This is a genomic window from Psychromonas ossibalaenae ATCC BAA-1528 (genome assembly GCF_000381745.1).
Classification (GTDB): Bacteria; Pseudomonadota; Gammaproteobacteria; order Enterobacterales; family Psychromonadaceae; genus Psychromonas; species Psychromonas ossibalaenae.
This window is the reverse complement of the sequence record NZ_KB906982.1, coordinates 37,569-51,518: the sequence shown is the minus strand read 5'-3', so window position 1 is coordinate 51,518 and position 13,950 is coordinate 37,569. Positions and strand designations below refer to the sequence as shown.

At 43.4% G+C, this 13,950-nt stretch carries 9 protein-coding genes and 1 riboswitch; of the genes, 4 read left to right on the top strand and 5 right to left on the bottom strand.

What is annotated here, in order from left to right; all coding sequences use genetic code 11:
* The first annotated feature begins 83 nt into the window (after positions 1–83).
* The 3 genes from G327_RS0109690 (at position 84) to ribB (ending at position 5,287) form a co-directional block, all read left to right on the top strand.
* On the top strand, positions 84–1,151 hold the full coding sequence (locus G327_RS0109690) for an efflux RND transporter periplasmic adaptor subunit (protein ID WP_019614574.1): 1,068 nt from the start codon (positions 84–86) through the stop codon (positions 1,149–1,151).
* Positions 1,151–4,264, top strand: coding sequence for a multidrug efflux RND transporter permease subunit (locus G327_RS0109685; protein WP_019614573.1), 3,114 nt, complete (start codon positions 1,151–1,153; stop codon positions 4,262–4,264). Before G327_RS0109690 ends, G327_RS0109685 begins: the two co-directional genes overlap by 1 nt.
* Positions 4,265–4,380: 116 nt before the next feature.
* A riboswitch (FMN riboswitch) is annotated at positions 4,381–4,530 on the top strand.
* 103 nt (positions 4,531–4,633) lie between these two features.
* Positions 4,634–5,287, top strand: coding sequence for a 3,4-dihydroxy-2-butanone-4-phosphate synthase (gene ribB / locus G327_RS0109680; protein ID WP_019614572.1), 654 nt, complete (start codon positions 4,634–4,636; stop codon positions 5,285–5,287).
* Positions 5,288–5,299: 12 nt separating this feature from the next.
* Here ribB and G327_RS0109675 read toward each other — a convergent pair whose 3' ends face one another.
* From G327_RS0109675 to rsmC, 5 genes are all read right to left on the bottom strand, one after another.
* On the bottom strand, positions 5,300–6,208 hold the full coding sequence (locus G327_RS0109675; protein WP_019614571.1) for a M15 family metallopeptidase: 909 nt from the start codon (positions 6,206–6,208) through the stop codon (positions 5,300–5,302).
* 83 nt (positions 6,209–6,291) lie between these two features.
* The gene (glgA, locus tag G327_RS0109670; RefSeq protein ID WP_019614570.1) at positions 6,292–7,764 is read right to left on the bottom strand and encodes a glycogen synthase GlgA; all 1,473 of its coding nucleotides are present in this window, start codon (positions 7,762–7,764) and stop codon (positions 6,292–6,294) included.
* Between the two features lie 266 nt (positions 7,765–8,030).
* Positions 8,031–9,254, bottom strand: coding sequence for a glucose-1-phosphate adenylyltransferase (glgC, locus tag G327_RS0109665; protein WP_019614569.1), 1,224 nt, complete (start codon positions 9,252–9,254; stop codon positions 8,031–8,033).
* A 33-nt stretch (positions 9,255–9,287) separates the two neighbouring features.
* Positions 9,288–10,568 (bottom strand): glucose-1-phosphate adenylyltransferase, encoded by a 1,281-nt coding sequence (glgC, locus tag G327_RS0109660; RefSeq protein WP_019614568.1) that lies wholly within the window; start codon positions 10,566–10,568, stop codon positions 9,288–9,290.
* Positions 10,569–10,718: 150 nt separating this feature from the next.
* Positions 10,719–11,750, bottom strand: a complete 1,032-nt coding sequence (gene rsmC, locus G327_RS0109655) for a 16S rRNA (guanine(1207)-N(2))-methyltransferase RsmC (RefSeq protein ID WP_019614567.1) — start codon at positions 11,748–11,750, stop codon at positions 10,719–10,721.
* A 121-nt stretch (positions 11,751–11,871) separates the two neighbouring features.
* Between rsmC and G327_RS0109650 the strand changes: the two genes are divergently transcribed.
* Complete coding sequence (locus tag G327_RS0109650; RefSeq protein WP_019614566.1) at positions 11,872–13,785, top strand: EAL domain-containing protein; 1,914 nt, start codon at positions 11,872–11,874, stop codon at positions 13,783–13,785.
* Positions 13,786–13,950 lie beyond the last annotated feature (165 nt).

The following is a 13,950-nucleotide window of genomic DNA, read 5'->3' as shown; positions in this document are numbered from 1 at the left end:
TACCCGTTATCATTCAAGATGCCGATAAATACATTTTGACTAGAAGCGGATGTAAATCTCAATCTCAACATATGGAATAAAAAATGAATAAACGTGTTTCCCTGACACTATTAGCTAGCATGATCTTAAGTATATCCGGTTACAGCTCAGTGCTTAGCGCTAAATCTTCCCAGATGTCTGAGCGGGCCGTTGCTGTTTACAGCGAACAGGTTGAATATCATGAAGTCTCACAGTCTATTTCGCTGATCGGTAAACTGCAGTCGGATCAGTTTGTCAGTATTGCCCCTGAGGTAGCGGGCAAGGTAAATTCCATTAATGTAAAGGCTAATCAAAAAGTACAAGCGGGGCAGCCGCTGCTGCAGTTAGATGATTCTAAAGCTCAGGCTGTTTTACTTGAAGCTTCTGCTTATCTGCTTGATGAGCAGCGCAAACTGAATGAATATGTAAGTCTGGTAAAAAAAGGTGCCGTCACTCAGACGCTGCTTGATGCCCAGTATGCTTTTGTTGAGATTGCTGAAGCACGTTTACTGGCGGCTCAAGCTGAAGTAGATGATCATCATTTAACGGCGCCATTTTCCGGTACTATCGGTCTGATTGATTTTAGCCGCGGCAAGATGGTTTCTGTGGGCACTGAGCTGCTGACTCTGGACGATCTGTCTGTTATGCAGCTGGATCTTCAGGTGCCTGAATCTTATCTGTCGATGTTATCCGAAGGTCTGAAAGTAACTGCCTCCAGCAGTGCATGGCCGGGCACTGTTTTTCATGGGGAAGTCATTGCTATTGATTCCAGAATCAATGCCGAAACACTTAACCTTCGTGTCAGAGTACAGTTTAATAATCCGCATAATAGATTAAAACCGGGCATGATGATGTCGGCAACCATGACTTTTCCTGCAATTAATGAACCGATTATTCCAGTGCAGGCATTAGAGTATTCCGGCACCAAACGTTTTGTATATGTTATCAACGAGTCGGGTTTTGTTAAACGTACCGAGGTGCTTCTAGGCGCGCGTATCGTTAATCAGGTTCTGATTGAAGAAGGTGTTGAGGTCGGCGACAGAATTGTTGTGCAGGGACTGGTGAATATGAAAGACGGATTAAAAGTGAAAGATCTTGCTGACGGTACTAAAGCAGATAAGGAGCTTAACTAATGTGGCTCTCCGATACTTCGGTTAAACGTCCCGTTGTTGCAATTGTTTTAAGTTTATTGCTGTGTGTTTTTGGTGCGGTTTCTTTCAACAAACTATCTATTCGGGAAATGCCGGATGTTGAAAGTCCGGTTGTTACGGTTATGACTATCTATGACGGTGCTTCAGCTTCTATTATGGAAAGCCAGGTTACTACTATTATCGAGGAGCAGATCACCGGCATCAGCGGTATTGATGAAATTTCTTCAGTAACTCGTAATGGAATGTCTCGTATCACTGTTACCTTTGATCTTGGCTGGGATCTAACCGAAGGAGTCAGCGATGTGCGTGATGCGGTTGCTAAGGCGCAGCGCTCCCTGCCGGAGCAGGCTGACGATCCTGTCGTTGCAAAAGATAACGGTACGGGTGAGCCGTCGCTTTATATTAACCTTAGCTCCACTGAAATGGACCGCACGCAGCTGACCGATTATGCACAGCGTGTATTAGAAGATCGTTTCAGCCTTATTTCCGGTGTCAGCTCAGTGAGTCTTTCCGGTGGTTTATATCAGGTTATGTATGTCAAACTTTACCCGGATTTAATGGCGGGCAGGGCGGTGACCACCAATGATATTGTGGCCGCTTTAAATGAGGAGAATGTAGAAAATCCCGGTGGTGAAGTACGTAATGATACGACGGTTATGTCAGTGCGCACCGCGCGTTTATATGCGCAGCCGCAGGATTTTGAATACCTGGTGGTGCGAACTGCCAGTGACGGCACACCTGTTTACTTAAAAGATGTTGCTAAAGTGTATGTTGGTGCAGAGAATGAGAATTCATCCTTTAAAAGTGACGGGGTGGTTAACTTAAGCCTGGGTGTTATTACTCAGTCCGATGCTAATCCTTTAGAGGTGGCTGGTGCCGTACATAAAGAAGTAGAAAATATTCAGCAGTTCCTGCCGAAAGGAGCGCGTCTAGCGGTTGATTATGACTCAACGGTATTTATCGACCGCTCGATCAGCGAAGTATACAGCACGCTGTTTATCACCGGTGCTTTAGTCGTACTAGTCTTATATATTTTTATCGGTCAAGTTCGAGCTACCATTATTCCTGCTGTGACGGTACCTGTATCGTTGATTTCTTCATTTATAGCCGCTTATTACTTTGGTTTTTCAATCAACTTAATTACCTTAATGGCGCTGATTCTGTCGATTGGTCTGGTGGTTGATGATGCAATCGTGGTGGTGGAGAATATATTCCACCATATAGAAAAAGGAGAAAAACCGTTACTGGCTGCTTATAAAGGAACGCGTGAAGTAGGTTTTGCGGTTGTTGCAACCACGCTGGTATTAGTGATGGTATTTTTACCTATTTCATTTATGGACGGTATGGTCGGATTGTTATTCACGGAGTTTTCGGTGCTGCTCGCCATGTCGGTGATTTTTTCATCCATTATTGCATTAACACTGACACCTGTACTGGGCAGTAAGATCTTAAAGGCAAATGTCAAACCTAATCGTTTTAACCGCGCGATGGAGTCCCTGTTTTTACGTTTAGAGGCGGCTTATCGACGTCTGCTGGTTAAAGCTGTTAAATTTAGATTAGCCGCGCCGGTTATTATATTAGCCTGTATTGCCGGCAGTTTCTGGCTGATGCAGATGGTACCTTCTCAGTTGGCTCCTAAAGAAGATCGCGGGGTAATTTTTGCCTTTATAAAAGGGGCAGAAGGTACCAGTTATAACCGTATGAATGCCAATATGGATATAGTGGAAGAACGTATTCTGCCGCTGGTTGGTCAGGGGGTTATTAAATCTTTCAGTACGCAGGCACCTGCATTCGGCGGCATGGCCGGCGATCAGACCGGGTTTGTTATTATGGTGCTGGAAGACTGGGCAAACCGTACTGTTAATGCACAGCAGGCATTGGGCATGGTAAGTGAGGCGTTAAAGGATATTCCCGATGTAATGGTCCGTCCTCTAACGCCGGGATTCAGAGGGGGATCCAGTGATCCTGTACAGTATGTGCTGGGCGGTTCGGACTACAGTGAGCTGCAGAAATGGGCAGAGCTGCTGCGTCAGGAAGCGGAGGATGCCGGGATCTTGGTCTCAGGTGACCTTGATTATTCAGAAAAGACACCTGAGCTGGTAGTTAGTATTGATAAAGAACGTTCAGCTGAACTTGGCATCAGCGTTAATGAAGTTTCAACTACATTAGAGATAATGCTTGGCGGACGCAGCGAAACGACCTATATCGATCGTGGTGAAGAGTATGATGTTTATCTGCGCGGGGATGAGAACCGCTTTAATAACGTGGCGGATTTAAGCCAGATTTATATGCGCAGCGCAAGCGGTGAGCTGGTTACCCTTGATACCATTACGCATATCGAAGAAGTCGCATCGGCGCAGCGCTTATCGCATAATAATAAGCAGAAATCTATTACCTTGAGCGGCAGTGTTGCGCCGGGTTATACACTTGGAGAAGCACTGGACTTTTTAGATGCTCAAGCGGTACAGCTGCTGCCAAGTGATATTTCAGTGAATTACAGTGGTGAATCGAAAGATTATAAAGAAAATCAAAGCAGTGTGCTGGTTGTTTTTGCGCTGGCGCTGCTGGTGGCCTATTTAGTACTGGCCGCTCAGTTTGAAAGCTTTATTAATCCGCTGGTGGTGATGCTGACCGTGCCTATGGGCGTATTAGGTGGTTTCTTAGGTTTATACTTTATGAATCAGGGGCTCAATATCTACAGTCAGATTGGTATGATTATGCTGATTGGTATGGTGACCAAAAACGGCATATTAATTGTTGAGTTTGCTAATCAGCTTCGGGATCGGGGCATTGAGTTTGAGCAGGCGATTATTGACGCATCGGCTCGGCGTTTACGTCCGATCTTAATGACCGCATTTACTACGCTTGCCGGCGCTGTTCCTTTGATTTTGTCAACCGGAGCCGGATCTGAAAGCCGTATTGCTGTGGGTACCGTGGTATTCTTCGGCATGGCTTTTGCGTCGCTGGTAACGCTGCTGGTGATCCCGGCAATGTACCGTTTAATTTCCAGTGCAACCCATTCACCGGGTTATGTGGAAGATCTCTTAGAGGAAGAGCTTAAGAAGGATGTCAAAATTCGGGTGGCTCACCCTTAGGGGCATACCTTTTTTAGAGATTAACCTTTTATCAAAGCCGATCTGCTTAAGCAGATCGGCTTTTTTGTTTCCCAAGTGACTGATTAAACGTTAATATGTTCCCGCTAAATTAACTTAGCAATTCTCAGGGCGGGGTGAAATTCCCCACCGGCGGTAAGCCTTTGGCAAGCCCGCGAGCGCTCTTTATGTTTTCTTACATATTGAGGTCAGCAGATCTGGTGTAACTCCAGAGCCGACGGTTAGAGTCCGGATGGAAGAGAATAAAGCGGACTTTTGTTCGCTGCTTTTACGTATTCTAAATCGAAAGATACAGAAAACGCACTTCCCTATGCCCTGATTCTGGTAACTATTAATTATTAAGGAACTACCATGAGTCAGTCTTTATTAACACAATTCGGTGATGTTTCACAACGTGTCATTAATGCAGTTGAATCTATTAAAAACGGCCAGGGGGTCTTAGTTGTTGACGATGAGGACAGAGAAAATGAAGGAGACTTTATTTTTGCCGCCGATTCACTGACAACTGAGCAGATGGCGATGATGATCCGTGAAGGCAGCGGTATTGTCTGCCTTTGTTTAACGGAACAAACCACCAGGCATCTTGATTTACCGCAGATGGTTGGCTGCAATACCAGTCAGAATAACACCGCTTATACGGTCAGTATTGAAGCTGCGTCGGGAGTTACTACGGGCGTATCCGCTCAGGATAGGGTGACTACTATTAAAGCTGCGGTTAAATCTGGCGCGCAGGCGCAGGATCTCTCCCGGCCTGGCCATGTTTTCCCGCTTAAGGCACATCGAGGCGGGGTTTTATCGCGTCGAGGTCATACGGAAGCTGCTGTTGAGCTGGCAAAACTTGGCGGAAGAACAGCCGCAGGTGTTATCTGTGAGCTGACTAACCCGGACGGCACGATGGCACGTTTACCCGAGGTGGTAAAATTTGCCAAAGCGCACGGCATGCCGGTGGTCAGTATTGATGATCTGGTTAATTACATTACGCAGTTACAGGAACAGGCAAGTTAGTCTGACATGTGTTTATCCTGAACAATTTTCAGGGGAGCTGTTAAGCTGCTGTGTGATTAAATTCAGCAGCTGCTGTTTATCTGTTTTAAGACTTGTATGTAACGATTTTGTTTTTAATCGTTTTTTTAGATATGAGGCATAATCGTTTACGGCAAACAGCTGCGCCTGTGTGGTTAACCCTGTGGAACACTGACGATACCAGTTTACATAATTTTTAAAAAACAACCCGGCAGAAGCACCATCTAAATCACTCATTAAATAAGCCATATCCCGACTAGTTTGAAAATGCTGAAAATCGATAGGTGTATCCCAGTATCCTCCCCAGTAGATAAAACCGTTTTGTGCGAACACAGCTAATACCTGCTCAGCAAAACCGCGGCTGTTTTCTTTATTCAGACGGCTGTGCATACGGTTTAAATATTGATGACCTTTAAGCGGCTTAAAGGTGGCTGTTCCCCATGAGGTAAAGGATACAAATGGATTCTGCAGCGGGTTAATATCAACCGCCGCACCATAGGCATGCAGTGACAGACTTTGTTGTCCAGTTATCGCGCGGTAATTAAAGCCTGAACTGTTATTAGCCTGCATTGATTTATCGTCATCTCCGGAAAAGTGCTCGATGGTGACAGCCTGGTGAATCGGAAATTTTTTGTGCAGCAGCTGCGTAAAAATATTTTCAACATAGGGGGCCACAGCATCGAGTACTACTATCTGCCCGGTTTTCTCGATACCTTGAAAATCAACATGCGTGAAAGAGACGTTTCGTAAACGTCCGCACTGCACTGGAGCGTGTTTGTCCATTACTCCTGTTTCAGACATTTTTAGGCACTGAGTTTCACTAATCCGGCTGATATCAGCAAGTGCAGATAACGGGTATAATAAAACACTGATATACATTAACCGGCGCAAAGTTTTGTTCATCGTAAACCTTATATTTCTTGTAAAAAAAAACCAACTTCGTAATGAAATTGGTTTTTATGCAGGATGCTTTACATCAGCGCTTTTTACCAGTTATGGTGATGATGCAGCGCATTATAGTATACACGCTCATAATGCCTAGCCGCATCAGACCAGTAAAAGTGTGAGCGCATTGCCTGTGTTTTCAGACGATACATCTCTTCCGGGTGCTCGGTGTAGAGCAGTACTACGCGGCGTAAGATATTCAGCAGCTGATTCGGGTTAGTATCGTAGAACACAAAACCGTTAGCATGATCCGGGTCCTGATCGTAATCCAGTACTGTATCTTTAAGACCGCCTACCGCACGAACTATCGGCAGAGTACCGTAGGCCAGGCTGTACAGCTGGTTTAAACCACAAGGTTCAAAGAGTGACGGCATGACAAAGAAGTCTGAACCGGCTTCAACCAGATGCGCGAGATCGGTATTATAAGCGTCAATAAACTTAAATTTATCCGGAAAGTGGTTAGCAATGGCATTAAGCTGACCTGTAATGGACGGATCACCCGATCCGACAATCACCAGCTGTACATTATGCTTTAAAAAACGTTCTAACATTGGCACTATCAGACCAAAGCCTTTCTGCTCTGTCAGGCGGCAGACCATACCGAAAACCGGATCATTATTTACCGGCAGCCCGACTTCTTTCTGCAGCGCTTTTTTACAGATTTCTTTTCCGCTGAGATCGTCTGCGCTGTAGTTAGCTGGAATGTGGGAATCGTTTTCAGGATTCCAGTCATCGTAGTCACAACCGTTTAAGATACCTTCAAAATCTTGAATACGTTCAATAAAATGATGTGACATGCCGTGAGAACCAAGAATAGTAAGCAGTTCACTGGCATAGTTCGGGCTTACTGTATTGATTTTATCACTGTAAGTTAAGCCGACTTTAAGGTAATTAATATAGCTGTAGTTTTCTAATACACGTTCATCCATACATGAGCTGACTTCTGGAATAAGGTTCAGCTGCGACTTATCGTAAATTCCCTGATAACAAGCGTTATGAGTTGTTAATAAGGTTTTAGTATGGGTAAAACGATTATGCTCATGGTAGCGGGTTTTAAGCAGATAAGGGATCAAACCTGTATGCCAGTCATTACAGTGAATAATATCCGGTGTGAAGTCTAATGCATCACAAGCCTGTAGTGCCGCCAGGCTGAAAAAAGCAAAACGCTCGCCGTTATCCTGATAAGCATGATTGTCTTCGCCGTACAGACCTTCACGGTCAAAATAGTGTGTATTATCAATGGCTAGAACAGGGATGCCGTCTAAACTTAATTCCTGCACCTGAAAATTAACGCTCGGACGGGAATGATCTGTATGCAGTGTTAAATTTAAACGCTGCTGCGCATGTTCTCGATGCTTGATGGTACGGTAAAAAGGAGTAACAATTTTAACTTCGTGACCAAGATTACGCAGTTCGACCGGCAGGGCTTTGGCAACATCAGCCAAACCTCCCGTTTTTGAGAATCCTTCGACTTCTGACGATACAAAAAGAATTTTTAGTTTTCTATTATCCAATGAAAGACTCCTGTGGCAGTTCTGCCCATGCTGTAAAAAGTTAATTTAATAATACTGGACGAATCAAAAAGTGCTCCGTCCCGCTAATTAAAATAAGCACTATCCGTGTGATAAGTACTGCCGAAAAATTAACCGTTAGCAAAATTCGCTAAATGTTAATTTTTACTCTGTAGTACATGCTTAATTAATACATCTGATATAAGTAAAAAGCCACAAAAAACTGTGGCTTGTAAATATTATGCTGACTGCAATATCAATGTTACTGCTTAAAAGCCGATTTTAGCACCTTTAGGGATAACAACGATACCGTCATCTGAAACAGTAAAGCGTTTTTTATCTGCTTCTAAATTAACGCCAATCTGTACGTTATCAGCGATCATTACATCTTTATCAATAATAACTTTAGTTAAAATACAGTTTTTGCCAATTTTGGTGTCGCCCAATAGTACAGATTCAAAAATTTCAGTGTCCTGACCAACAAAGCACTTGAAGCCCAGTACTGATTTTTTAATCGATGCGCCGGTAATATGACAGCCGTCGGAAACTAACGATTTACGAATCGTACAGTTAGACTCATGACTGTTTTTAAAGTGTGCAGCCGGCAGTGCTGGATAATGTGTATGCATCGGCCATTTTCGGTTGTACAGTGAAATTGGAGGCTCAGACTTAATCAAATCCATATTGGCTTCCCAGTATGATTCGATAGTACCTACATCGCGCCAGTATGCATCACCCTGTTCTCCCGGGATGGTGTTTTGGGTAAAGTCATAAACGAAGACTTTGCCCTGTGGATATAGATGCGGAATAATATCTTTACCGAAGTCATGGCTTGATTCTGTTAGCGCCGCATCACGAATCAGCTCGGCCTGCAGTTCTTTTGATTTAAATACGTAATTGCCCATTGATGCTAATACATGATCCGGATCGCCCGGGATGGTTTTTGCATCTTCAACGGCTGGTTTTTCATCAAAACCAATCATACGGCCTTCCTCATCGACTTCGATAATACCGAAGTGGTAAGCCTGTTCTTTGGGCAGTCTAATAGCAGAAACTGTTAATACTGCATCTTTTTCGTGATGGAATTCAATTTTCTGGCTGATATCCATTTTATAGATATGATCGCTGCCGAAAATACAAACAGTTTCAGCCTCATCGGATTCGATAAACTGTAAGTTCTGATAAATAGCGTCAGCTGTGCCGCTGTACCAGTGCTTACCGGTACGCATCTGCGCTGGAATTGCATCGATAAAGGTATCGGTAATACTATTTAATCCCCAGGCTTTGTTAAGGTGCTCATTAAGAGACTGAGACTTAAATTGTGTTAATACATAAATACGAAGCAGTGATGAGTTTACAAAATTGTTTAAAACACAATCGACCAGACGGTAGCTGCCGCCGAATGGTACAGATGGTTTAGTACGAGACTGCGTTAGCGGGTAAAGACGGGAACCTTCACCTCCCGCTAAAATCATAGAGAGAACTTTTGCCATGTTAGAAACCTATATATTTAGAATAAAAAATCGTTAAAGAACTGAATCTGCTAATTCTTTTACGTCTTCAATAACCGCTGCCGGCTCTTCAAAACCGACTCTGCGGTCTTTCGCGATCACAACAACGCCATTATCGGAAACGGTAAATCGTTTGCGGTCTTCTTCTAGATTTTCTCCAATGATGGTACCTGGGGCGATTTCTACATTTTTATCAAGAATTACTTTTGTTAGTCGGCAGCCTGCACCAACTTTCGCGTTTCCTAAGAAAACAGAATCTTTTATAAGTACGTTTTTACATACATGACTGCGGAAACCGAGAATAGAGTTGTCTATTTTTGCACCGTTAATATAAGAGCCTGCACCGATAAGAGATTGAGAAATATCGCTGACTGAATCACCGTGATCACGGAATGTTGCCGGCGGCAGAGGCGGATGATAGGTGTGTAACGGCCAGTTTTTGTTATACAGCGAAAACGGCGTTTCATGCATCAGTAGATCCATATGCGCTTCCCAGTATGAATCAATGGTGCCTACATCGCGCCAGTAAGCTGTTTTCGGCTCGCCGGGAATATAGTTATCACTTAATTTATAAATAAATACATCACCTTTAGGGTAGAGTTTAGGGATGATGTCTTTGCCGAAGTCATGGCTGGAGTTATTATCCGGCGCATCGTCATATAGTTCTTTAAGTAATACATCTGATTTAAAAATGTAGTTACCCATTGAAGCTAATACATGATCAGGATCACCAGGAATAGTTTTTGCATCTTCAACAGCCGGTTTTTCAGCAAAACCAATCATGCGGCCTTCCTCATCGACTTCGATAATTCCGAAATGGTAAGCCTGCTCTTTAACGACTCGGATTGCCGCTACTGTCAGAGAGCCGCCTTTAGCTTTATGATGTTCAACCATCTGCTGCACATCCATTTTGTAGATGTGGTCACTGCCGAATATACAAACGTGTTCCGGTTCGCTTTTTTCAATAAAACGTGCATTTTGATAAATGGCGTCAGCGGTGCCTGAATACCAGTTTTTATTAACTCGCTGCTGTGCTGGAACTGCTTCAATAAAACGGTTGCCCATAACGCCTGATAAACGCCATGCTTTACGTAAATGGATGTTTAATGACTGGGATTTAAACTGGGTTAATACGTAAATTTTCATCAAGTCTGCATTAACAAAATTGTTTAGTGCAAAATCAACAAGACGGTAATTACCGCCGAAAGGTACTGCGGGTTTGGTGCGAGATTGTGTTAAAGGGAAAAGACGAGAGCCTTCTCCCCCAGCAAGAATCATAGCGAGTATTCCAGCCATAAATGTCTCCAGATAAAAAAAAGGGGGGGTGAATGTTATGATCTACCACATAACGTATTTGCTGCTTAAAAATGAGTCAGCAGCTTAGTCCTTTTGTAGTCTGGAAACGTTATCAAAAAACATAAAAAATTAACAGCGCTAATTTGATTATTACTTGAGGCATGTCAACACTTTGAACTTATTGTTTTCTTGAGGTTTTTGTGAACTAGTGAACACTTTTTCAATTAAAGGTTCATATCTCAAGAATTTATTGGCAACAATAGACATCCTACCATTGCTTTTTAGGTTTGCAGGTGCTTGATTAATAAATGTTTCTGCCGCAACGTAATCTGTTTTTTGACCGGAGTGAAACGGCGGATTGGAAATCAGTAGGTTATATTTTTTGTTGACATCAGAAAAAACGTCTGAAGGGTAAACGTTGCCACTTAGTCCGTTCTGCTGCAGTGATAGTTTGGCACTGGCTAAGGCATATGCGTTTACATCAATTAAATCTATCTCGGTGTGCGGGTGTTTCTTTTGAATGTAGCATGCAATAACACCGGCGCCGCAGCCGAAATCAAGCAGGCTTCCAGTGAGTTTTTCCGGTAGATTCTGCAGCAGCAGTTCACTGCCTTTATCTAATTCACCATAGCTGAACACGCCGGGTAACGAGCAGATCTGCAGTTCAGTATTATTGATATTAAGCGTATAGGTTTTTATCCACTCTGTCTGGTTAAAGGTTTTAACCGTCTGGTTTAACTCACAAAATAAAATGCTACAATGACGGGCAGAGTCAATGATATTGATATTCGATGAATAAGGTTTTAATAAAGAGTCTGCGCTCTTGATGCCGCATTTCTTTTCGCCGACCAGAATAACGGCTGCACCGTCTTGTAAATGCGGGGCCAGATTCGCCAGCAAATACTGGGTTTCCTGTTTGGCTTTAGGCAGAAATATCAACAGCAGATCGAATTTTTTGTCGCCCTGGTAGTTGTCGGTAAAGTGGACTTCTGACGAGGTTAATTTGTTTTTTAAGCTTCTGTAATAACGGTAGTCGCTAAAACAAAATGTTGCTGATGAGGCAATGGTCTGCAAATGTAACGGGTAGTCGTCATCAATGTTGCCGGCAACTAAGATGTTTTTATTATGAAAAAGCGTTTCATTACGCTGCAGTACTTGGCTTGGATTTGAGTAAGATGCCATTAGGTTTCCTATTGTTAACATTCACGGCCCTTCAGGCTGGTGAAATTGTTATAGCATTATATTATTGTTTTCGGGTATTAAGCTGAAATATTTAATAATTAAGTTGTGATTAAGGGATTAAATGAAATTTACGGATAAATTTACCTATATAACAACATCAGTTGTACTGATGTGTATCGCTTTAGTACTGGTCGGCGGTTTGTTCACGCTGCGCTCTCTATCACTTAAATACCATCAGCAGCGTATGGATGCCATTATTAACGTTATTGAACGTCAGCTGGATAAAGGCATAGAGAAGCATGAGTTTGAGGTCTGGCTGCCGGATCTGCTTAACGCTTCCGGGGTGGTGCGTTTACAGATAAAGCGGTCCGGCAAGGTCCTTTATCAGAGTTATTATGAAAGCCGTCACTATTACCCTAAGAACCGGCAGCTTAGCTATCAATATCAGTTAGAAAAATATCCCAAGATCTCCCTGCATTTAGATACCCGCCAGCCCTACGATGAGATTAAGTTTTCCATGAAACCTCTGGCTGGTATTTCACTGGCTGTTTTATTTAGCCTTACTCTGCTGATTTTTGCAATTCGCTGGATCAAAAAGCAGTTTAAAGGAGCTGAGCTTCTGGAAAGAAGAGCCAAATACCTGCTGCAGAATAATCCTACCGCTCGAATTCCCTATGAGGGAGAGTGGCCTAAGCTCGCCAGTAAAGCATTAGATGTACTTACCATGGAGCTGGAACAGAGTAAAAAAGAACGCAGTTATTTTGATGCGCATATTCGCGGGCAGGCGTTTTTAGATGAAAGTACCGGTTTGGGAAATAACCTCGCTTTTGAAAATCGTTTAGATGTGGTCGCAATGGAGCAGAATGTTTACTCCAGTGCTTTGCTGCTGATAAAATTTAGTGAATTAGATACGCTTAATCATCAGTTAGGCACAAACACCTACCAGAAAATGCTGATGCAGATTACGGAACTTTTGTCGGCATTTGTACAGCGTTATGACGATCGGTTTCACGGCCGTATTGATGTTTCAGAGTTTGTTATTATTATTCCGCAGATGTCTTATCAGGAGACTGAAGTGGCCGCGAAACAGCTTTGTAAACTGCTTTTTCAGCTGCAGCTGCCGCAGCCCTTTGTAATTGACGAGTTTTTTCATATCGGTGTGGTTAATTTTCATTACGGTGCAAAAACGGTTTCTATCATGGATGATTTAAATCAAGCATTGTTAGTTGCAGTGCATCAGAAAAGCAGCGGCTGGTTTTTGGCGGATCAGCAGGAAAAACCAGTGAGTCTGGCTAAGGGCACGGTAAGGTGGCGGACACTGTTGGAAAACCGCCTGGAGAATAACGGTTTGTTATTATACAGTCAGAAGGTGGTGCTCGCTGATGGTATTGATGAGCTTTATTGTGAACTTCTGCCGCGTATCAAAGACAGTAATCAAGAGATCATTGCCGCCGCAGCTTTTTTACCTATGGCTGAGAAATGCGGTCTGCACGAAAAGTTTGATCTGCAGATGTTAGAAAAAACACTTGCTTTACTTGTCTCTCGAGGTCAGTCGGCGATACCCGTTGCGCTTAATTTGAGTGCGCGGATTTTAACCGACAAAAGCACTCATAAATGGCTGATGTACGAGCTGATGCAGCAGCCCAAATATCTGCGTAATAACCTAGTGATAGAAGTCTCTGAGGATGCGTTAACGCAGAATTACTTTTCACTGCGTACGGCGCTGAATGCCGTTCAGAAAATCGGCTGTAAAGTAGCGGTTGATAATGTCGGTAAATCGATTGTTAATACTGAATATATTCTGGATTTTAATATTGATTATTTGAAATTACATCCGGGTCTGGTACGTGATGTTAATCAGCGCGCTGCTAATCAAATTGCTCTGCAGAGCTTAATGGCCAGCTGCCTGAACAGCCGTACTAAAATTATTGCTGTCGGTATTGAAAATAGTGACGAATGGGATTGTTTACTTAAACTGGGAATTTATGCCGGTCAGGGGCATTACTTTGCCGCCGCGCAGCCGACCGGGTTTTAATTGATACCCGTTGCCATTCAAAATGAATTTATCAGGAGCGCGCTCGGACACCAGAGCAAGGCGCAATATGAGTGAATGGTGTTCCCTTTACGATTGTTGCAACGAAGGGCTGGTTTTCGAGCGTGCTCCCCGAAGGGCAAGCCGAGAGGCAAGCATCTTCGTTGT